Origin of the sequence: Arthrobacter sp. NPDC056886, from assembly GCF_042788715.1 — a bacterium.
In the GTDB taxonomy this organism is placed as follows: Bacteria; Actinomycetota; Actinomycetes; order Actinomycetales; family Micrococcaceae; genus Arthrobacter.
Genome location: NZ_JBHUBT010000004.1, coordinates 363,392 through 384,603, shown reverse-complemented (window position 1 = coordinate 384,603; position 21,212 = coordinate 363,392). Strand labels below are relative to the sequence as shown.

Annotated in this window: 15 protein-coding genes and 1 rRNA gene; 6 read left to right on the top strand and 10 right to left on the bottom strand. The window is 67.6% G+C overall.

All coding sequences use genetic code 11. The features are described from left to right. Window positions 1-299: 299 nt before the first annotated feature. From rrf to ACFRJ8_RS09855, 5 genes are all read left to right on the top strand, one after another. Window positions 300-416: ribosomal RNA gene (gene rrf / locus ACFRJ8_RS09875) — 5S ribosomal RNA — on the top strand. Window positions 417-1,062: 646 nt separating this feature from the next. Next, entirely contained in the window at window positions 1,063-1,350 is a 288-nt protein-coding gene (locus tag ACFRJ8_RS09870; RefSeq protein ID WP_011776355.1) for an HU family DNA-binding protein, read from the top strand. Window positions 1,351-1,630: 280 nt separating this feature from the next. Then, a complete protein-coding gene (locus ACFRJ8_RS09865; protein WP_377985925.1) occupies window positions 1,631-3,700 on the top strand; it encodes a cytochrome c oxidase assembly protein in 2,070 nt (689 codons plus the stop codon). Next, window positions 3,697-5,655 (top strand): NHL domain-containing thioredoxin family protein, encoded by a 1,959-nt coding sequence (locus ACFRJ8_RS09860; RefSeq protein ID WP_377985924.1) that lies wholly within the window; start codon window positions 3,697-3,699, stop codon window positions 5,653-5,655. Before ACFRJ8_RS09865 ends, ACFRJ8_RS09860 begins: the two co-directional genes overlap by 4 nt. Window positions 5,656-5,867: 212 nt before the next feature. Beyond that, window positions 5,868-6,056, top strand: coding sequence for a hypothetical protein (locus ACFRJ8_RS09855; RefSeq protein WP_377985923.1), 189 nt, complete (start codon window positions 5,868-5,870; stop codon window positions 6,054-6,056). Window positions 6,057-6,106: 50 nt separating this feature from the next. Here ACFRJ8_RS09855 and ACFRJ8_RS09850 read toward each other — a convergent pair whose 3' ends face one another. Further along, entirely contained in the window at window positions 6,107-7,099 is a 993-nt protein-coding gene (locus tag ACFRJ8_RS09850) for a hypothetical protein (RefSeq protein ID WP_377985922.1), read from the bottom strand. Between the two features lie 132 nt (window positions 7,100-7,231). Then, window positions 7,232-8,962: a helicase HerA-like domain-containing protein gene (locus ACFRJ8_RS09845; protein WP_377985921.1), complete on the bottom strand. Its 1,731-nt coding sequence runs from the start codon at window positions 8,960-8,962 to the stop codon at window positions 7,232-7,234. A gap of 210 nt (window positions 8,963-9,172) precedes the next feature. Here ACFRJ8_RS09845 and ACFRJ8_RS09840 point away from each other — a divergent pair, with 210 nt between their 5' ends. After that, complete coding sequence (locus ACFRJ8_RS09840) at window positions 9,173-10,162, top strand: LLM class flavin-dependent oxidoreductase (RefSeq protein WP_377985920.1); 990 nt, start codon at window positions 9,173-9,175, stop codon at window positions 10,160-10,162. Between the two features lie 28 nt (window positions 10,163-10,190). Here the strand turns inward: ACFRJ8_RS09840 and galK are convergent, their stop codons facing one another. The 8 genes from galK to ACFRJ8_RS09800 all read right to left on the bottom strand — a co-directional run bounded on the left by galK (window position 10,191) and on the right by ACFRJ8_RS09800 (window position 21,156). Then, window positions 10,191-11,369: a galactokinase gene (gene galK, locus ACFRJ8_RS09835; protein WP_377985919.1), complete on the bottom strand. Its 1,179-nt coding sequence runs from the start codon at window positions 11,367-11,369 to the stop codon at window positions 10,191-10,193. Beyond that, on the bottom strand, window positions 11,366-12,559 hold the full coding sequence (gene galT, locus ACFRJ8_RS09830) for a galactose-1-phosphate uridylyltransferase (protein ID WP_377985918.1): 1,194 nt from the start codon (window positions 12,557-12,559) through the stop codon (window positions 11,366-11,368). The genes galK and galT overlap by 4 nt, the downstream gene beginning before the upstream one ends. Before the next feature lie 2 nt (window positions 12,560-12,561). Next, window positions 12,562-14,847: an alpha-galactosidase gene (locus ACFRJ8_RS09825; protein ID WP_377985936.1), complete on the bottom strand. Its 2,286-nt coding sequence runs from the start codon at window positions 14,845-14,847 to the stop codon at window positions 12,562-12,564. Window positions 14,848-14,951: 104 nt separating this feature from the next. Further along, window positions 14,952-15,770 carry a DeoR/GlpR family DNA-binding transcription regulator gene (locus ACFRJ8_RS09820; RefSeq protein ID WP_377985917.1) on the bottom strand — a complete coding sequence of 273 codons (819 nt, stop codon included), beginning with the start codon at window positions 15,768-15,770 and terminating at the stop codon, window positions 14,952-14,954. A 9-nt stretch (window positions 15,771-15,779) separates the two neighbouring features. Further along, the gene (locus tag ACFRJ8_RS09815; protein ID WP_377985916.1) at window positions 15,780-17,894 is read right to left on the bottom strand and encodes a beta-galactosidase; all 2,115 of its coding nucleotides are present in this window, start codon (window positions 17,892-17,894) and stop codon (window positions 15,780-15,782) included. A gap of 2 nt (window positions 17,895-17,896) precedes the next feature. Continuing rightward, complete coding sequence (locus ACFRJ8_RS09810) at window positions 17,897-18,865, bottom strand: carbohydrate ABC transporter permease (protein ID WP_377985915.1); 969 nt, start codon at window positions 18,863-18,865, stop codon at window positions 17,897-17,899. After that, window positions 18,862-19,812 (bottom strand): carbohydrate ABC transporter permease, encoded by a 951-nt coding sequence (locus ACFRJ8_RS09805; protein ID WP_377985914.1) that lies wholly within the window; start codon window positions 19,810-19,812, stop codon window positions 18,862-18,864. The genes ACFRJ8_RS09810 and ACFRJ8_RS09805 overlap by 4 nt, the downstream gene beginning before the upstream one ends. A 27-nt stretch (window positions 19,813-19,839) precedes the next feature. Then, the gene (locus tag ACFRJ8_RS09800) at window positions 19,840-21,156 is read right to left on the bottom strand and encodes an ABC transporter substrate-binding protein (RefSeq protein WP_377985913.1); all 1,317 of its coding nucleotides are present in this window, start codon (window positions 21,154-21,156) and stop codon (window positions 19,840-19,842) included. Window positions 21,157-21,212: the final 56 nt, after the last annotated feature.

Below are 21,212 nucleotides of genomic sequence, written 5' to 3'. Positions count from 1 at the left end.
AGGACTAACGACTCGTGAAGCTGACCGGTACTAATAGGCCGATAACTTACACCACACACCCCTTCCGTGAACGGATTCAAAAGACGTTCACACCATGGAGGGGGTACAAAGAAACAAGACTGCTTGCGTCCACTATGTGGTTCCCAAACAACAAACCCGCACCCGCGGCACCGTTGCAACAGGAACAAACCACAACTAAACAACAACACCACAGCTGCGGACACGTCCGCAGAGCACATGTTGTAACACCAGTTTTCCCACCCCCACGCCCCCGGCTGCGGCGGGTGCGGACACAGGGTTACGGCGGTCATAGCGTGGGGGAAACGCCCGGTCCCATCCCGAACCCGGAAGCTAAGACCCACAGCGCCGATGGTACTGCACCCGGGAGGGTGTGGGAGAGTAGGTCACCGCCGGAACACCATTAACGGTCGAGGACCCCCAACACAGGTTGGGGGTCCTCCCGCATTTAACCCAAAAACACCCGCAGGCTCCCGGCCACGCGGAACCCCCAACCCGCCAGCAGCACCGGCCGTCGTTTCGAGCGCCCGAATCGGCCCCCGCCCGCGACCCGGTTGGGAACGGCCTTCCCCACAGGACCCCGGCCACGTGAGGGCCCGCCGCCTGAGCCCCAAATACCCCAGCAGTTCCCTGACCGCATGGGGTTCTTGGCATATAACCCCGTGCAACATAACTCCCCGCCAGGACCGCCTGCCGGGGCCCTGGGCCACATCACGGCACTCCCGGGACTCAGGCCTCAAAACATGCCACCAGGAGCCCGGTCTCGGCCTCCCACGACGTCGCTCCGGCCCGCTATCCAGGCGGTGCAAAGTCCGCCGGCGAAGAGCGCGGAGGATCTCGCCGAAGCGGCGCCGGCGTAGGGGCGTCCGCTCTCGGCGCAATTTGGCCGCGATCGGCGTCGATTCCAGTGATTTTCCCCAAAAAACGCCGAAAACACGCGGAATTTGCCACCTCTGAGGCGCCAAGCTGGTAAGTTTTCGAACAGTGGTTTGTACGCATGCCGTGTGCAGGCTCCAAAAATCATGACCGTCCAGGAGGACATAAATGGCTAAGAACCGTAGTGAACTTGTTGCAGAGGTCGCAGGCAAGGCCGGCACCAGCCAGGCAGCAGTCAACTCCGTGCTCGACGCACTGTTCGAGGTCTTCGAGACCTCTGTCGCCGCGGGCGAAAAGATCACCATCCCGGGCTGGCTCGCAGTCGAGCGCACCGACCGTGCAGCTCGCACCGGCCGCAACCCGCAGACCGGCGAGACCATCCAGATTGCCGCTGGCCACAGCGTCAAGCTGACCGCCGGCTCCAAGCTGAAGGCTGCAGTCGCCAAGAAGAAGTAGTCTTCTTCGCAGGCTTGAAAGGAGCGGCAACCCTCGGGTTGCCGCTCCTTTTGCGTTGCCCGCACGGTCGGCGCACATCCCCGTCCGTTCCCCCTCCTGCTCGCCCGGACCGATCTCACGGAGGAACCGTTGGGACCGATTCGGCGAGCAGGGCGGCGTAGCGGACAATGGAGATGTGCCTTCCGCAGCAAATCCCACGCCCACAACCGCAGCGCCCGTTCCCCCAGGGGACCCACGCGGCCCTGGCCAAGGTCCCGGTGGGATTTCCCGGCCGTGGCTGATGGCCGGCCTTGGCGCGTTGTTTGTGGGCCTGATCGCTGCACTCATCTTTTCCGGTGCGGCAGCCGCCCGCGAAGTTTCCGATCCGGGTGCACTTGTTCGCTGGGGGCTGCCGGTGAGCAAAGCGGTCCACAACATCGCCGTGGCCACCGTGATCGGCGGCCTGATCTTCGCCGTCGGTATACTTCCGCGGAACAGGAACGGCTCCCGTTCCAAGGACCAGGACGCCCCGGAACACCCGGCCTTCTCCCGGGCGCTGGCTGTGGCCGCGGCGGCGGGCGCCGTCTGGACGCTGTCCGCGATCTCCGTGCTGGTCCTGGGCTACTCGGACATCGCGGGGCAGGGTATCTCCGGGGATCCGGAGTTCACTCGCTCCCTCGTGTACTTCATGACGGACCTCGAAACCGGACGCGCCTGGCTGGCTATCGTGATCATCGCGGCCGTCGTAACCACCGCCCTTTTCGGGGTGCGCTCCCGCGGCGGGCTGGCACTGACGCTGGTCCTGTCTCTGATCGGGCTGGTCCCCTCCGCCCTGATCGGGCACTCCTCAAGCTCCAGCGACCACGAGGGCGCCATCAACTCGCTCGGCCTGCACCTGGTGGGCGTATCGGCCTGGGTGGGCGGCATCATCATGCTGGCGGTCCTTTCCGGCGTCCTGGGCGGCGCCGGTGCCGGAGGGCGCACCACGGGTGCCTCCCCGCGGACCGCAGACATCACCGAGCCAACCCTGCGGAGGTTCTCATCCCTAGCGGGCTTTGCCTTCGTTCTGGTCTTTGCCTCAGGCGTGATCAACGCCAGCATCCGCCTCACCACATGGGCAGACCTCTTCGGGTCGTCCTACGGGCAACTGATCCTCGCCAAGACGGCCGCGGTCCTTGTGCTGGGCGGCATCGGGCTCATGCACCGCCGCTGGGTCATCCCACAGCTGGGCAACCGCGGCATGGGCGGGTCCGCGCGCCAAGTGCTGTGGCAGCTGGTGATCGTGGAACTGCTCATCATGGGAGCGACCTCCGGGATCGCCGTGGCGTTGGGGCGCTCTGCCCCGCCGCAGCCCACTACCTTCGCCCCCGACGCGTCACCGGCCTTCATCCTCTCCGGCTACGAGCTGCCGCCGGAACTGACCCCGGAACGATGGCTCACGGAGTGGCGGCTCGACTGGCTCTGGGTCGCAGTCGCACTCTTTGCCCTGGTGTCCTACGGCCTCGGCGTCCGAAAGGTCCTGCAACGCGGCGACTCCTGGTCCTGGTTCCGGACCGTCAACTGGGTGATCGGGCTCATGGTCCTCACCTACGTGACCTCGGGGCCGCCGTCGGTCTACGGCAGGGTGTTGTTCTCCGCGCACATGGTGGACCACATGGCCCTGACCATGGTGGCCCCCATCTTCCTGGTCCTCGGCGCCCCCGTGACGCTGGCGCTCCGGACGCTCACGCCGCGGCGCGACAGCTCGCGTGGACCGCGTGAGTGGCTGATGATCTTCATCCACTCCAAGTTCTCCCAACTGGTGACCCACCCGCTGTTCGCGGCCGCCAACTTCGCCGGCTCCATCGTGCTCTTCTACTACTCCGACGCGTTCGGCTACGCGATGCGGGACCACGTGGGCCACGAGCTCATGAACCTGCACTTCGCCCTCACCGGCTACATCTTCGTGCTCACCATGATCGGCACCGATCCGCTGCCGCGCCGAGCCCCGTACCCCATGCGGCTGCTGCTGCTGCTGGCCACCATGGGCTTCCACGCGTTCTTCGGGGTCGCCATCATGGGCGGCACGGGGCTGCTGGCCGCGGACTACTTCGGGAACCTGGGGCGGACGTGGGGCCCCTCGGCCCTGCTGGATCAGCAGATGGGCGGTGCCGTGGCCTGGGGCATCGGCGAAGTGCCAACCCTGCTGGTGGCGATCGGCGTCGCCGTTATGTGGTCCCGCTCCGACGCGCGCGAGTCCAAACGCACCGACCGGGCGGCGGACAGGAATAACGACGCCGATCTCACCGCTTACAACGATATGTTTGCCAAGCTGGCCGAACGCGACGCCAGGCTTGCCGAACGCAATTCAAAGCTGGAAGGACGCTCATGACCGAAACCGTACGCACCCACCTCCGGGTCCGGGCCTCTGAACTCGTGGGCCGCAACTGGCTGAACACCGGCGGCAAGTCCTTGGACCTCGAATCCCTGCGCGGCAAGATCGTGCTGCTGGACTTCTGGACCTTCTGCTGCATCAACTGCCTGCACGTCCTGGACGAACTGCGTCCGCTCGAGCAGCAGTACTCGGATGTTCTGGTGACGGTCGGCGTGCATTCGCCCAAGTTCGAGCACGAGGCCGATCCCGTGGCACTGGCGGCCGCCGTCGAACGCTACGAGATCCGCCACCCGGTCCTGGACGACCCCGAGCTGGACACCTGGAAGGCCTACACGGCCAGGGCGTGGCCCACCTTGGTGGTCATCGATCCCGAGGGCTACATCGTGGCGCACCTCTCCGGTGAAGGCCACGCGGACGGCCTCGCCGTGCTCATCCCCGAACTGATCGCCGAGCACGAGGCCAGGGGCACCCTGCACCGCGGCGACGGCCCGTACGTGGCGCCGGAACCGACGTCGGGCACGCTGCGCTTCCCGGGCAAGGCCTTGTTCCTGCCCGCCGGCCGCGGCGTCGGCAGCACCGCGGGCGGTTCGTGGCTGGTGACCGACACGGGCCATCACAGGCTCGTGGAACTCTCCACCGAATTCGAGACCGTGCTGGCCACATACGGCTCCGGTGAAAAGGGCCACGCCGACGGCAACGCCGCCACCGCCCGGTTCAACGAACCGCAGGGCCTGGTGCTGCTGCCCGAGGACGTCGCCGCGAACGCCGGTTACGACGTCGTCATTGCCGACACGGTGAACCACCGGCTCCGTGGGCTGTCCCTCGCGGACGGAACCGTCCGGACACTAGCCGGCAACGGCGTGCAGCGGCTGCTGGAAACTGGGCCGGCCCGCGTGGACGAGGAGGGCGCCGCCTACGGTACCCGGCTCGAGGCGGATCCGCTTGCGGTGTCCCTGAGCTCGCCGTGGGATGTCGTCTGGTCCACCAAGCTCAACGCCGTGGTGGTGGCGATGGCTGGAGTGCACCAGATCTTCAGTTTCGAGCCGACCTCCGGCGCCGTAAGGATCATCGCGGGCAACGGCCTCGAAGGGCTCCTGGACGGCCCCGCCGGCGAAGCCTGGTTCGCCCAGTCCTCCGGCCTCGCCGAGGATGCGGACGGCAACATCTGGGTGGCTGACTCCGAGACCTCCGCCCTACGCAAGCTCGTCATTGACGACGCCGGCAGCATCACTGTCGAGTCGGCGGTGGGCAAGGGCCTGTTCGACTTCGGCTTCCGCGACGGCCCCGCCGCAGAAGCCCGGCTGCAGCACCCGCTTGGCGTGACGGTGCTCCCTGACGGCTCGGTGGCCATCGCGGACACGTACAACGGCGCGGTCCGCCGCTACGACCCCGCAACGGGCACGGTCTCCACGCTGGCGCGCGGACTGTCCGAGCCCTCCGACGTGATTGTGGACCACACCCAGGTAGCCGGAGCCGAGCCGTTGCTGGTGGTGGTCGAGGCCAACAAGCACCAGCTGGTGTACGTGCCCATCCCAAAGGAAGCCCAGCAGGTGGATGAGGGCGCTGCGCAGACCCACCGGCCCAAGAGCCCCGTGGCGCCCGGGCCGCTCGAACTGGCGGTGCGCTTCACCGCGCCCACCGGGCAGAAGCTGGACGACCGCTGGGGCGATCCCACCCAGTTGAAGATCTCGTCCACACCACCCGAACTGCTGGTGTCCGGCGGCGGGACATCCGTGGGGCTCCTGCGCACTCTGGTGCTTTCCTCCGACGTTCCCGAAGGCGTCCTGCACATCACCGCCCGGGCGGCGGCGTGCGACGGCCCCGAAGACGCTGACGGCGAGATCCCGGACCACGCAGCCTGCCACCTCTACCAGCAGGACTGGGGAATCCCCGTGCTCCTGCAGGCCGACGGTGACACCGAGTTGGTCTTGGACCTGCGCGGAATGGACTGACCCGGAACACCCGGCCGTTGCGCCGGCGCTGATCAAAAGGCTGCTGCCCGTGACCTCGCGTCACCGACAGCAGCCTTTTGGCTTTCTCCGGACCCGGTAGCCGCTGAATGCCGCCGCCCGTCCAGTCCCGGGCCTGGAAAATTGACGACGCCGCACTGCGGCGGGCGGTGAGAGCCGGCGTCGTGTGTGAGTGCCGCGCCCTTCTACGGGCTGTGGGCGTTGGAACAGGCCGGCCCCAGCATCTCTACCACCGGCGCGGCGCCGCCGCAGCCGGGGAATCGGGGCACGGCGGGCTGCTACTCGCACCGCATCCGCACCGGCCGATTGCTGCCCTGGGCGATGTACTCATCCATGCGCTGCGGTGCCTGCCGTTCCGGGAGTCCCTGATCATGGTTGAGTGAGCCGTCGGCAGGGGCGATATGACGTTACCGGGGTCTGCCGTTAGCGGGTTCTAGTAGTTCAGCTGCGGCGTGAGCTTGACGGTGTCGCCGTCGATGTCCAGGCGGGTCGTGAAGCTGAAATCGTGGACGGAATTGATGTCGGTCGCGGCGCCGGTGAACAGGTCCACTTGGCGGGCCTTGATCCGGGCTTTGCCGTCCAGGGGCGCTACCACCCAGCGGCCGCCGAACGGCTCGATGCTGACGGTGGGGTAGTCCGTGATGCTCCAGTCGATAGTCCCGTCCATCACGCGGTTGTTGGTGGCGTGGTAGAACGGGCAGTCGGGCTGCAGCTTCTGCTGCTTGTCGGCCTCGGCGGCGCAGGAGTCCAGGAATTCCTTGACCTTGCCGCTCACGGCCTCCTTCAAGGCGCCTGTGGCCTCTGTCAGCAGGTTCAGCGAGGCCGGGCGCGCGTCCCCGCCCGTCACGGTTGCCCGGGTGGCCGGGGCGGAGAAGTACTGGCCGTTCAGTGAGGCCTCGTACTCGCCGGGGTAGAACACAGCCAAGGAGTTGCGGCCGTTGGGCATGTTCACCGGTACCCCGTTGACGGTGGCCTCGCTGGAGTTGACCACGGTGACGTCCAGGACGGGCAGCGCAGCCGGGACGAAGGACCATTTGTGGAAGAACAGCCACTCGGTGCCGGAGCGTTCCAGCAGGAACTCTGTCCGCAGATGGCTGCCGTCGATCGTGTAGTCCATGGGCACCATGGCCTGGTTCGCGCCGCGCTCTTCGGCGGCACCAAGCTTGACGTCGGTGATGCGGGCGGCCGCGGTTTGCAGGGCGGTTCCGTCGAGCATCGCCGGGTTGCTTTGTGGCACGGAGGCGCGCAAGAGCCCCAACGCCTTTTCGCCCTCGCCCTTTTGCAGGGCACTGAGATATTCGCGGACTGGCTGCTGGGGACCGGCAACGGAGTTGTTCACCAGGTTGATGGACACGATGGCCGCGGCCACGGCAAGCATCAGTCCGAGCAGCCACACTGCTGCGATTTTGACCAACGACTGACTCATCTGCACCATTCTTACGTTACCTGCACCCCACAGGAATCTCCGCGTCGCGGTCCGCAACTGTGACGCGGAGCATGGCGCCGCCGTCGGGCCAGCGGGCCAAGACCAGCCCGTTGGACGCCGCCATGCTGGTCCCTAGCGCCGGCGGCGTTTCGAGGAGGAAGTGCCGAAGACGCCGCGGAGCAGCTCTCTGCCAAGTTGGGTCCCCAAGGATCGGGCCATGCTCTTGAGGCCTCCGCCGAGGGCTCCCGCGAGGTCACCGCCGATCCCGCCGCCGAACCCGCCGCCGTCCGTCGGTTGCGCCGGGCGGGGAGCCCGCGGCTGGGGTGCTTTCCCGTGTTCGGGCGTCCCCGGCGCCGGCGCGGGCCGGCTGCTGGGACGGCCAAGGATTTCTTCCTCAATCCGTCGGGCTTCGGCGTCGATGGCGTTGGGATCCAAGCCGCCGCCCTGGCCCGCACTGCCAGAGGGGCCGCCCTGGTGTGCGGTCCCGGCGGCCGGCCCGGTGGGGGCAGCGCCTTTGCCGGTGATCTTCTCGTAGGCCGAGACGTTGTCGACGGCGGTGCCGTATTTGGGCAGGAGGGCGGAGGCGGCAACGGTGCTGGAGATCAGGGCGTCGGTGCTGGGCCCCATCACGGATTCCGGTGCGCGGAGCCGGGTGAGCGCCACAGGGGTCGGCGCACCCTTCTCATTCAGGACGGTGATGACGGCCTCGCCGATGCCGGCAGTGGTGAGGGTTTCCTCGAGATCGTAGTCGCTGGTCGGGAACGTGGACACGGTGGCCTTAAGGGCCTTGGCGTCTTCCGGGGTGTAGGCGCGGAGGGCGTGCTGTACCCGGTTGGCCAGCTGGCCGAGGACATCGGCGGGGACATCCTTGGGGGTCTGCGTCACAAAGAAGATGCCGACGCCCTTGGACCGGATCAGCCGGACGGTGGTGGTGATGGCGTCGAGGAAGGCCTTTGAAGCGCCGTTGAACAGCAGGTGCGCCTCATCCAGGAAGAACACGAGCTTGGGCTTGTCGAGGTCCCCGGCCTCCGGCAGGTCCTCGAAAAGGTCGGCCAGCAGCCACATGAGGAATGTCGAGAAGAGCATGGGCTTGGTCTGCAGCGTCGGCAACTCCAGGCAGCTGACCACGCCGCGGCCGTCCGGCGCGGTACGCAGCAGTTCGGCGGTGTCGAACTCGGGTTCGCCGAAGAACTTCTCCATGCCCTGCGCCTCGAGCGTGATCAGTTCGCGCAGGATCACGCCCGCAGTTGCCTTGGAGAGGCCACCGAGTTCCTCGAGCTCGTCCTTACCCTCGGCTGAGGTCAGGAACTGGATCACGGCCCGCAGGTCCTTGAGGTCGATTAGTTCCAAGTTGTTCTTGTCCGCGAAATGGAAGACGAGTTGCAGGCTGGATTCCTGGGTCTCGTTCAGGTCCATGACCCGGGAGAGCAGGATGGGGCCGAAGGACGTTATGGTGGCGCGGACCGGGATGCCGTTGCCGTCGCCGCCGAGGGCCAGGAACTCCACAGGAAAGGTCTTTCCGGACCACGCCTGGCCGATGCTCTCCGTGCGGGCCAGGAGCTTGTCGCTGCCCGCGGCCGCGGTGGCCAGCCCGGAGAGGTCGCCCTTGATGTCCGCAAGGAACACGGGCACGCCCGCTGCGGAGAGCTGTTCGGCCATCATGTGCAGGGTGACGGTCTTGCCGGTGCCTGTCGCCCCGGCCACGAGGCCGTGCCGGTTCATCATCGCGAGCGGCAGCCGGACAGGGGCGTCCTTGTGGAGTTCGCCGTCGACGATCGCCGCCCCGAGCTCGATCGTGGGTCCGTCCAGGGTGTAGCCCTTCTGGATCGTGGCGACTTTATCTGCGGTGGATTTGATGGCCATGCGGTTAGCTTAGCCGGATGCGGTGCTCCAGGACCCGGCTTAGACCCGCCTATTCGGCGAGGGCCGCCCTGAAGACTTCCTTGGCAGAAATATCCCGGGCTCCGCCGTCGTTGACCCAAGTGTGCCCGCGCCGGAAACCCGGCGCCGGCCAGGACCGCAGTCCCAAACTCCGGCCCGTACACAGCTCCGCTACGAAAGGCCGGCTTTTCCGTGACTGTTCCGCTTTCCATTCTTGATCTCGCAACCATCGGCCCGGGCCAGACGGCGTCGGAGAGCTTCGCCGGGAGCGTGGCCATGGCGCAGCTCGCCGAGGACCGGGGGTACCGGCGGATCTGGTACGCCGAGCACCACAACATGTCCTCGATCGCCTCATCCGCCACGAGCGTGCTGATTGCCCACGTCGCGGCCCACACCTCCAGCATTCGGCTTGGCGCCGGTGGCGTGATGCTGCCCAACCACTCGCCGCTGACCATCGCGGAACAGTTCGGCACGCTCGAAACCCTGCACCCCGGAAGGATCGACCTGGGCTTGGGCCGGGCGCCGGGCAGTGACCAGAACACCATGCGCGCCTTGCGCCGCGATCCGATGTCGGCCGACAGCTTTCCCCAGGACGTCCTGGAGCTCCAGGGCTACCTGACCGGCCCCACCCGGATCCAGGGCGTGGAAGCCACCCCGGGCAAGGGCACCAACGTGCCGCTGTATATCCTGGGATCGTCCCTGTTCGGCGCCAGGCTGGCCGCCCAGCTGGGCCTGCCCTACGCCTTCGCCTCGCACTTCGCGCCCAACGCACTGCAGGACGCCGTGGCTGTCTACCGCCGCGAATTCCGGCCCTCCGCGCAGCTCGACGCCCCGCACGTGATCGCCGGCGTCAACGTCATCGCCGCGGATTCGGCCGCGGAGGCCCAGGCGATGTTCCAGGCCACCAAGCGCGCCCGGGTCTCCTTGTTCTTCGGCAACGGCCGCGTGTTCAGCGACGACGAGGCGGACATGATCCTGGACTCGCCGCAGGGCCAGCACATGGCGCAGATGATGAAGTACTCCGCTGTCGGCACGCCCGATGCAGTCCTGGCGTACCTCGAGGAATTCACGGCGCACGCCGACGCCGACGAACTGATCGTGGCGCACCAGAGCACCGGCACCGAGGCCCGGCTCCGTTCCGTGGAACTTCTGGCCGACGCCGCCCGGCTGGTGCGGGCCTAGGAGCCCGCCAGCTTATCGGACGCCCGGGCTACAGTTCCCGCCGGGCGCCCTCGGACGCCGTGACGGGGAAGATGTGTGGGGCCGTGTACCCGGCACGGGCGAAGGCGCGGGCAATGCCCCCGGCCACCGTGCCGGCGTCGTCGTTCCGGACCAGGGCCAGGGCGGCCCCGCCGAAGCCGCCGCCGGTCATCCGCGCGCCGATGGCGCCCAGTTCCTGCGCGCTGGCCACGGCGAGGTCGAGCTCGGGGGTGGAGATCTCGAAGTCGTCCCGCATGGACAGGTGCGATTCATTCAGGAACGGCCCGATGGCGCCGGCGCCGGAGGTCCGCAGTGCCGCGACGGTGTCGAGCACCCGCTGGTTTTCTGTGATGATGTGGCGGACCCGGCGGAAGGTCTGTCCGTCGAGCTGTGCCGCGGCGCGGGGGAGATCGACCGGGCCCAGTGCCCGGAGGCTGCCGACGCCGAGGCGGCGGGCACCGTCCTCGCAGGACCGGCGGCGGCTGGCATAGCCGCTGTCGGCATGGGAATGGCTGGTGCGGGTGTCGATCACCAGGAGCCCCACCCCGGCGCCGGCGAAGCCGAGGGCAACGGTCTCGGTCAACAGGCTCTGGCAGTCGAGCAGGATGCCATGATCCGTTGCTCCCAGTAGCGAGGCCGACTGGTCCATGATGCCGGTGGGTGCGCCGACCACCCTGTTCTCGGCCAGCTGGCCGATCCGGGCCAGTTCCTGCCGGTCCAGCCCCAACTCCCAGAGATCGTTCAAGGCCAGGGCCACGGCGCATTCGACGGCGGCAGAGGAGGACAGCCCGGCACCGGCCGGGACATCCGAGGTCAGCGCCAGGTCCACGCCGGAAATCCGGGACGCGGCACGGCCGGACGCGCCGCCGGCCGCCGCCCGGGACGTAGCCCAGGCCACGCCCAGCGGGTAGGCGGCCCAGCCGGTGAGGGTATCTGGGTCCAGGTGGTCCAGGCTCACCTCCACCACGCCGGGGAAGGAGCTGCTTGTGACCCTGAGCAGGCGGTCGTCACGGGCGCGGGCCGCCACTGTGGTGCGCTTGTCGATTGCGATCGGAAACGCGAAGCCGCCGTTGTAGTCCGTGTGCTCGCCGATCAGGTTGACCCGTCCGGGCGCTGACCACAAACCGTCCGGCGCGCCGCCGAACTGGCCGGAAAAGTACTCACTTCCCAGTTGCAGGACCTCGTTCATGGCTGGGCGGCTTCCTGTTCTCTTGCGGGCTGTTCTGTAGTTTCCCGTTCCGGGCGGTACGGCTCGGGGCGGAACGGTTCGAGCCCGGCCTCTTCCATGGCCTCGCGGAGCCGGGCGGCTGCCGTTTCCGGCGGGATGTCCGCGATGAATGCACCCATCGCGGCCTCCGACCCTGCCAGGTATTTGAGCTTGTCCTCCTCCCGGCGGGGCGAGGTCAGCTGCAGCATGAGCCGGATGTCGTCCCGGTGGGCGTGGACGGGAGCCTGGTGCCACGCCGAAATGTACGGGGTAGGGGTCTCGTAGAGGGCATCGACGCCGCGCAGGAGCCGGCTGTACAGCCGGGAGAACTCATCGCGTTCCTCGTCCGTCGTGGCGGCGAGGTCCGGGACGTGCCGGTGCGGGAGGATGTGCACTTCCAGCGGCCAGCGCGCGGCAAACGGGACAAACGCCGTCCAGTGCTCGCCCTGGAGCAGCACGCGCTCGGATTTCTGCTCGAAGCTGAGGATGTCCTCGAACAGCGAGCCGCCGTAGCTCTCGATCGTGCGGACCAGCTGGGCCGTGCGGGGGGTGATGTACGGGTAGGCGTAGATCTGTCCGTGCGGGTGGTGCAGCGTCACGCCGATCGCTTCGCCGCGGTTCTCGAACGGGAAAACCTGTTCGACGCCGGGCAGCGCGGACAGCGCGGCCGTCCGGTCCGCCCAGGCTTCCACCACCGTGCGCATCCGGGACAGCGGCAGTCCCGCCAGGGAACCCGTGTGTTCGGGGGAGAAGCACACCACTTCGCACCGGCCCACGGACTGCCGGCTGCGCCCCAGCCCCACTCGGGCGAGGTCATCCAGGCCCTCCGGCGCGGCGGCGGCCCCTGCCAGCTCCGGTCCGAAGGACGGCGACTTGTTTTCGAAGACGGCGACGTCGTAGAGGCTGGGAATTTCCGAGGGATTCTCCGGCGACGCCGGGGCCAGCGGGTCCAGGTGCGAGGGCGGCAGGACCACCCGGTTCTGCCGGGCGGCCGCGATCGAAATCCACTCCCCGGTCAGGACGTCCTGGCGCATGGTGGCCGTAGGCGGGCGGAGCGCCGGCGCGCGCAGGTCCTCCCCGCGGTCCGGGGGCAGGACGGTATCGGCATCATCGAAGTAGATGATGTCCCGGCCGTCGGAGAGCTTGTGGGAGCGTTTCGTAATCTGTCCCATGGTCAGGAGTTCCTCACGGGGTGGCTGCCGGTTGGGGCTGGAGCGGCAGCTGGAGCGGCAGCAGGGACGCGGCGGACGGCCAGGAGCAGCCCGTGCTCCGGGTTCAGGACTGGCATGGGGAGGCCGGACTCCGCCAGGAACCGCCCGGTCGCCTCGACGCCGCCCGCAAGCCACGCCGGCGGCACCGCCTGCAGGAACGCCCGCTTGTCATCCGCCGCGGGGTAGACCGCTTCCACCCGGTACGCGGAGTCCGGCGCCAGCCCCGGCAGGCAGACCCGCCCCGGGACTTCGGCGAACGACGTCGCCAGAGACACCAGGGCGTAGAGGGCCTCGCCGCCGTCGTGGGACACGACGCCGTGGAGCCGGAGGGTCGGATCGGGCTCGTCGGCCCGTACCATGCGACCGCTGTGCAGCAGGGGACGGTACTGCTTGAACAGCGCGATCGCCATGGCAAGCTCGGTGCGCTCGGAATCGGCGAGGTGCCGGACATCCCACTCGAGGCCGAAGTGGCCGAACATCGCGGTGATCGCCCGGAAGGAGAGATCGTGCGTTCGCGCGGTGGTGTGGCTCGTGGTGGGGCCGATGTGGGATCCGACCAGCTCCGGCGGCACCACCATGCCGGTCCAGCGCTGGATGGTCTGCCGTTCCAGGGCATCGTTGCAGTCCGAGGCCCACACCCTGTCGGTGCGTTCCAGGATTCCGAGATCCACGCGGCCGCCCCCCGAGGAGCAACTTTCAATCTCGACGTCCGGGTGGGCCTGGCGGAGCTCGTCGAGGAGCCGGTAAACGGCCCGTGTCTGGGCGTGCACCGAGGGGCGGCCGCCGTGGCCCATTTCGGTCAGGTCCCGGTTCTGGTCCCATTTGAGATAGCTGATCCGGTTTTCGCTCAGCAGGGCATCGAGCCTGTCGTAGATGTACTGCCAGGCCTCCGGATTGACGAGATCGAGGACCTGCTGGTGCCGCCACTGTTCCGGCAGCCGGCCATCCGGTGCGCCCCCAGCGGTCGGGGCGCCCCCGGCGGTTCGCGGAGCCGGACCGGCGATCCAGTCCGGGTGGGCCCGGGCCAGATCGGAGTCCTCGTTGACCATCTCGGGTTCGACCCAGAGGCCGAACTCCATGCCGTGGCCGGTAACCGCGTCGATCAGCGGGGTCAGGCCGCCGGGCCAGAAGTCCCCGTCGACGTACCAGTCGCCGAGGCCGGCATGGTCGTTGCGCCGGCCGCGGAACCAGCCGTCGTCGAGGACGTAGCGTTCCACGCCCAGCCGGGCGGCGGATTCGGCGAGATCGAGCAGCACCGGCAACCGGTGGTCGAAATACACCGCTTCCCAGACGTTGAGAACCACGGGACGGGCTTTGCCGGACCGCGCGCCCGGGTGGTGCGGGCGGCCGCGGAACCATTTGTAGAAAGCATCGCTGATGCCGTCCAGGCCCGCGGGAGAGTAGGCCGCGAACAGCCAGGGGGTCTCGTAGCTGCCGTCCGCGGGCACGCTGATCTCGCCGGCTCCGAGCAGTTCCGAAGCGCCAATGACGGTCCGGCCGTCCGCGGCGGCGTCTACGAAGCTCTCGTGGTTGCCGCTCCAGCCCAGGTGCACGGCCCACACCTGCCCGTGGCGGTTGCCGAATCCGGGGGTGCCGGCTGCCAGGAGGAGCGAGGCGTCATGGCCGGTACGGCCGTGCCGGCCCGAGCGGACCCATGTGCCTTGGTGCAGCGGCAGGCGCTGGGGGTGGGACTCCCTGCACCAGCGGCCGGTCAAATTCAGGATCTCTGTGCCGGCGCGGCCCACCGGCAGCACGGCCGCGAGTTCGTCAAGGCTGTATGGGTCGGCGCCGTCGTTGTGGAGCCGGTGCCGGATCTGGAGCAGGCCGCCGTCGTTGATCCTGATCTCCGTGCGGACGCTGACACCGGCGTCGGGGTCGGCCTGGGTGATGACGGCAGAGCAGCCGTCCCCGCCGTAACCATTCCCGCCGGAATGCACCCCGCCGGAACGCTCAACACTGACAACGCGCAGCCGGGCCGAGAACGCCTGGCCGTTCCGGTGGCCGCGGAGGCCGGGCCGTCCGCGCCAGCCGGAGGACGCCTGCGGGATCAGCCCCAGCGGGACCGGGATGTCGAGTGCCGAAGGCGGGACGGCGTCGGTGAGCAGCGAAAGATCCGGCAGGTCCGCCCCGAGGTCGGCGCCAAAGTGCACCATGGCGGCCTCGCCCGTTCTGAAGTCGATGAGCAGGGACGTTCCGGACCGTCGCAGGTACACCGGCTCCCGGTACACCGGCTCCAGATCCGACGACAACAGGCCCGGGACGCCCTGGGAGCGGGTCTGGGCGGCAAGGGTGAGGTCCGGGTTGTTCACGGTAGCTCCAGGCGTAGTGGGTGGGGTGGGCGGGGCCGTGCCGGTCAGCCTGCGGCTGCTGTGGGGTGCGCTGCGCTGGTGCGCCGGGCGTCGCCGGTGCTGGCCAGACGGAGCCGGCCGACGCGCTCGCCGAGGATGCGCCGGGCCTCACTGCCGAGGAGGTCGTCGCTGATGAGTTCGTCAGCGTCCTCCAGGCTGGCGATGGTGCTGATGCCGAGGGTGCCCCACTTCGTGTGGTCCGCCAGCACCACCACCCGGCGGGCCGCGGTGACGAAGGCCCGGTCGGTTTCGGCTTCCAGGACGTTGGGGGTGGTGAACCCCGCGTCGGCGTCGACCCCGTGGACGCCGAGGAACAGCACGTCCAGATGCAGCTGTTTGAGGGCGGCCGTGGCCAGCGGCCCGACGAGGGCATCGGAGGGGGTGCGCTCGCCGCCGGTCAGGATCACGGTCGACGGAGACGAGCTTTGGTGGAAGACGTCGGCGATCCGCACCGAGTTGGTGACCACCGTGATCCGCGGGCCGGTGGACAGCAGCTGGGCCAGCGCCCACGTGGTGGTGCCGGCGCTGAGCCCCACCGCCATGCCCTCGCGCACCTGTGCGGCCGCCTCCTGCGCAATGGCCATTTTCTCGTCCTTGAGCTGGGTCACCTTCAGCTCGAAGCCTGGCTCGTGGGTCCCGGCTCCGCCGGGCAGCTTGGCTCCGCCATGGATCTTCTCCACGGCGCCCGCCGCGTCGAGGGCCTCAATATCCCGCCGCACGGTCATCAGCGAGACGCCGAGCAGCTTGGCGAGGTCCGCGACACGGACGATCCGCTCACGCTGGACCTCTGCGAGGATTGCGGAATGGCGGGCTGCGGCTAGCATGTGGAGTCCTTACTGGCTTGACTGGCTTGACTGGTTTGATTGGCTGGCAGAGGTGCCGACCAGTTGGGCGGCACGGGAACGGACGACGGCGACACCTCCGGCCGCAAGGCCGAGCCCGCTGTCGAGCTCGGCGCCGGTGAGCAGGTCAACGCCTTCCAGCGGCAGCCGGACGTCGTGGGCCCCGTGATTAATGCAGAACGTCCAGTCGGTCCCGTCCTTGCTGCGCCGGGCAACTTCCACATTGTCCGGCAGCTCCGGAACGAGCGGCTGCACGCCGGCATCGGCGCACACGACGCCGAGCATTTCGCCCAGGCCCTCCGGCGCGAGTGTCGTGGCGACATAGTAGGAGCGACCGCTTCCGGCGCGGTTGCGGGTCACGGCGGGTGAGCCTGCTGCCGGTCCCTCTTCCACGGCCGCGAGGACCTCGGCGGTGGTGGCCCGCCCCAGTTCGTTCCAGCAAGTGCCTGCCCCGAAGCCGCTGAGCCGGACGCTTTCGCCGCCGCGCAGCGGGAAGAATTCCTCCATCCGGACGCCCAGCAGTTCGCTGAACGCGCCGGGGTAGCTGCCGAGCCTGATGTGGTCATTTTCGTCCACGATACCGGAGAAGTAGGTCACCACGAGGTGGCCGCCGGCGCGCACGTACGCGTCCAGGTTCGCGGCCCCGGCATCGCCCACAAGGTACTGCATTGGCGCGACCACGAGCCGGTAGCCGGAGAGGTCATCGGTGCTCTGGCGGAAGTCGGTGGGGATCCCGGCGCGGTAGAAGGCATCATGCCAGCGCCGGGTTTCCGCGATGTTGGAGGCATCCACGCTCGGGTGCGAGTCCAGTTCCGAGGCCCAGCGGGCGTCGGTGTCGTGGAGGATCGCGACGTCCACCCGACCGGATGCGCCCGTGACCACCGAGCCGCTGACTTCGGCGAGGCTGCGCAGCGTCTGGCCCAGCTGGACCACTTCGCGCCAAACCTTGGTGTCCGTGCCGGCATGGGGCAGCAGCCCGGAGTGGAACTTTTCGGCGCCCGCACGCGAGGCCCTCCACTGGAAGAAGAGCGCTCCGTCGGCGCCGCGGGCAACGTGCTGCAGGGAATTGCGCAGCATCTCGCCGGGAGCTTTGGCGATGTTGCGGGGCTGCCAGTTCACGGCGGAGGTGGAATGCTCCATGAGCAGCCACGGCTTGCCGTTGGCCCAGCCGCGGGTGAGGTCCGCAGTTGCCGCGAGTTCCTGGAAGTTCCGCGGGTCCTCGGCGATCAGGTAGTGGTCGTTGGAGACCACGTCCATCTCCTCGGACCAGCGCCAGTAGTCCACGGGCTGGTGCAGGCCCATGTTGAACCCCATGAAGTTGGTGGTCACCGGATGCCCTGAGTGCGAGCGGATGATCGCGGCCTCGGCCTTGTAGCACTCGAGCAGTTCATCGGAGGAGTAGCGGGCGAAGTCCAGTTGCTGGGTCGGGTTGACCCAGGTCCCGGAGGTGCGCGGCGGCAGGATCTGCTCCCATGCCGAGTAGCGCTGGGACCAGAAGGCGGTTCCCCAGGCGGCGTTGAGGGCCTCGAGGTTGCCGTACCGGCGTTCGAGCCAGCGCCGGAAGCCGGCGGCCGCGCCGTCGGAGAAATCCGGCTGGTTGTGGCAGCCGTACTCGTTGTGCACGTGCCACATCACGACGGCGGGGTGGTCCTTGTACCGGACGGCGATCTGCTCGGTCAGTGCCGCGGCGGCCCGGCGGTATTCGGCGCTCGAGGCCGCGAAAGCCTGCCGCGAACCGTAACTGTGCCGCACGCCGTCGGCCGTGACCGGCAGGGACTCGGGGTACTTGTGGCTGAACCAGGGCGGCGGCGATGCCGTGGCGTTTGCCAGGTCCACCCGGATGCCGTTCGCGTGCAGCAGGTCCAGGACCCGGTCCAGCCAGCCGAACTCGTAGGTGCCCTCGGACGGCTCAAGCAGGGACCAGCTGAAGATGCCCACGCTGACCAGGTTGACGCCGGCCTCGCGCATCAGCCGGACGTCCTCGTCCCAGGTCTCCTCGGGCCACTGCTCCGGGTTGTAGTCTCCGCCGAATGCGAGCATCGGGGAGCCTTCGGAGCCGAGGCGGGCGGTGATGTAGTCCATGGAGTGGTTGGTGCTGTTGTCCACGTTTATCCTTTGCTGGAGCCGAGGGTCAGGCCCGCCACGAAGTGGCGCTGCAGGAGCAGGTAGATGATCAGGGCCGGAATGGCGGTGATCATGGCGCCGGCGGCGATCAGGTTGTAGTTGGAGAGGAACTGGCCCTGGAGGTTGTTGATCGCGGTGGTCACCGGAAGGCGGTCGCCGCTTTGGATGAAGAGCAGGGGCCAGAAGAAGTCGTTGTAAATGAAGATCACTTCGAGCGTGCCCATGGCGGCCAGCGCCGGGCGGCACAGCGGCAGGATGATGTCCCAGTACTGGCGCCAGACGCCCGCCCCGTCGACCAGGGCTGCCTCGGTCAGCTCGGGGGACAGGGCCTTCATGTAGTTCGAAAGGACGAACGTCACGAAACCGATCTGGAAGGCGGTGTCCACGGCAATCACGCTGATGTATGTGTTGAGCAGGTTCCCGGAATCGCTGACGGCGTAGGGCAGCTCGAAGTGCTTGAACATTTCAAAGAGCGGCGCCGCGAGCACCTGCGGGGGCAGCAGGTTCCCGGCGGTGAACATGATCAGCAGGGTGATGTTGAACTTCCAGCTCACCCGGCTGACGGCGAACGCCATCATGGAGGCGAAGAACAGGATCAGGAAGACGGACGGGACCGTGATGAGCACCGAGTTCCAGAACAGCTGGGCAAAGCCGCCCTGGGTCCAGGCCTGGATGAAGTTGTCGAAGTTGAAGGCCCCGCCGGTGCTGAAGTAGCCGTACTTGTCTGTGTCCGCCTTGGGCCGCAGGGCGGTGAAAATGGCCCAGCCCAGCGGCACCAGCCAGATCGCCGCCATGACGATGAGGAACACATGGGTGCCGTAGTGCCGTTTGCCCTGCCTGTTGTTGGCCGACCGGCCAAGCCGGAGACCGGTCTTGCCGGGGCCGGGGCTGGGTTGCCCGGCGTCGGCCAGGGTGCCAGTCGCGGCGGCATCGGTTGGCTGGACGATGCTCATGCCTCTTTGTCCTTTCCGAACGCGCGGGACAGGTAGAACGTGATGGGGATCAGCGAGATGACCAGCAGGATGACCGCCAGCGCCGAGCCGATGCCGATCACCTGCCCCTCGCCCACCAGGTTCTGGATGACCAGGGCGCTGATGAGTTCCAGGCCGTTGGTGCCGCGGTTGATCACGTAGACGATGTCGAAGGCCCGGAGGGATTCGATGACGGTGATGACGATGATGATGACGTTGACCGGGCGCATGGCCGGGAAGATCACCCGGAAGAAGGTCTGGACCGCGTTGGCGCCGTCAATCTGGGCCGCCTCGCGCAGGGTGGGATCCACTCCCTTGAGGCCGGCCAAGTACAGGATCATGACGTAGCCGGCGTGCCGCCAGGTGGCGGCGAAGAGGGCAGCCCAGATGTTGACGCTGGAATCGCCAAACCAGTCGACGGCCTGGGGCGTGCCTGCCGTGCCGAGGAGAAAGTTCAAGAGGCCGCTGTCACGGTTGTAGAACAGCTGCCAGATGATCCCGATCAGGGCCAGCGACAGCATCACCGGGGCGAAGAAGATGCTTTGGTAGATCCTCGTGCCCCGGATGTTTTGGTCCAGGAGCACAGCCAGCAGCAGCCCAAGCGGGGTGGCGACGAGTGCCAGGAATGCCAGCCACAGCACGTTGTGCTGCATGGCCGGCCAAAACGGCGGGTAGTCCTGGGCGATGAACTGGTAGTTCTCGACGCCGGCGGGCTTGATGTCGGTCAGCTCCAGCCCGTTCCAGCGGGTGAAGGAGAGCCCGATCGACATCAGCGTGGGGATCCAGACCAATACCAGCTGGATCAGCGTGGGGACGCCCACCATCATGCCGAGCACCACTTTGTCGCGGCCGGACAGCCGCCGAACCCGCCGCGCGGGGGCGGCGGCTGCCTGGCGCCCCCGCGCCGACGGGTTGGTAGAGACACTCATGGAGATTCCTTGCCTTGAGACACGCCGCTACTGGGCGGCGTAGAGGGACTTGGCCTGGGCTTCCAGGTTCTTCACATCGACGTTGCCGTCCTTGATGAAGGACTGCAGGGCCGGGATCATCACGTTGTTGGCCATGGCGGGCAGGGCATCGCGGTCGAAGAACTGGCTGATGTTCTTGGCGCCGCTGATGGCCTCGGCCAGTTTCTTGTTGAGCGGAGTGAACTTGGACGTATCGGAGCCCTTGGCCGTGGCGATGTTGGACGAGTCAACCGAGGCGTACACATCCTGTCCCTCCGGGGTGCCGACATAGGCCAGGAAGTCCCGGGCGGCTTGGTTCTGACCGCCCTTCTTGGAGAGCAGAAGGCCGTCGATGGGTGCCTCGATGGCGTCCCGGCCTTCCACCGCGACCTCGGGGAACGGGAAGAAATCGATGTCGTCGGCGATTGCCTTGTCCGTGTACTGCTGGGTGAGGAAGGAACCGAGCAGGTACATGCCGGATTTCTTGTCCGCGAGGGACTTCGCCGAGTCCTGCCAGGTCATGCCGAGGGCGTTCGGGTTCTGGTACGGCAGCAGGGCCTTCCACGTGTCGAAGACATCGCTGACTTTCTTCTGGTCCCAGCTTTCCCTGTGCGCGGTGAGGTCCATGTGGAACTGGTAGCCGTTCAGGCGCATGTTCAAGTAGTCGAAGGTGCCCATGGCGGGCCAGCCGTCCTTGTCCGCGAATTCGATCGGGATCAGGCCGTCGGCCTTCATCTTGGCGGCGAGGGTCTTCAGCTCATCGAACGTGGTGGGGACGGTGTAGCCCTTTTGCGTCCAGAGGCTCTTCCGGTAGAAGAAGCCCCAGGGGTAGTTGTAGTTCGGGATCAGGTACATCTTGCCGTCGGCGCCCGTCGAGGCCTTCTTCAGGGCGTCGGAGTAGTTTGCGCCGACCTTCTCCCAGACGTCGTCGATCGGGGCGAGCAGTCCCTTGCCGGCGTAGTACTGCATGCGGTAGCCGGCGAACCAGGTGAAGGAATCGTCTGGGCTGCCCTGCAGGTAGGTGTTGATCTTGTTCTGGAAGTCATTGTGCGCCACCACGTTGGTGGTGACCGCGATGCCGGACTTCTTCTGGAAAGCGTCGGTCACCGCCTTGTAGGCGGCCTTGGGGACCTCGTCCGAGGAGCCCGAACCGAAGGTGGCCGTATTCGCGCCGCTGCTGGCAGGTGCGCTGCCGCCCGTGCAGGCCGTGAGCAGGGGAATGCCGGCCATCGCGACTGCTCCGGCGCCGAATGTCTTCAGCAGCGTCCTCCGGTCCCACCCGCCTCGGCTGGAGGCCCGGAGCAGTGCGTCTTCATGCAGGGTCATAATTTCTCCTTTGAAATAATGCGGGTGGCGTGAAGCAGCTCACATAATTAGCTATC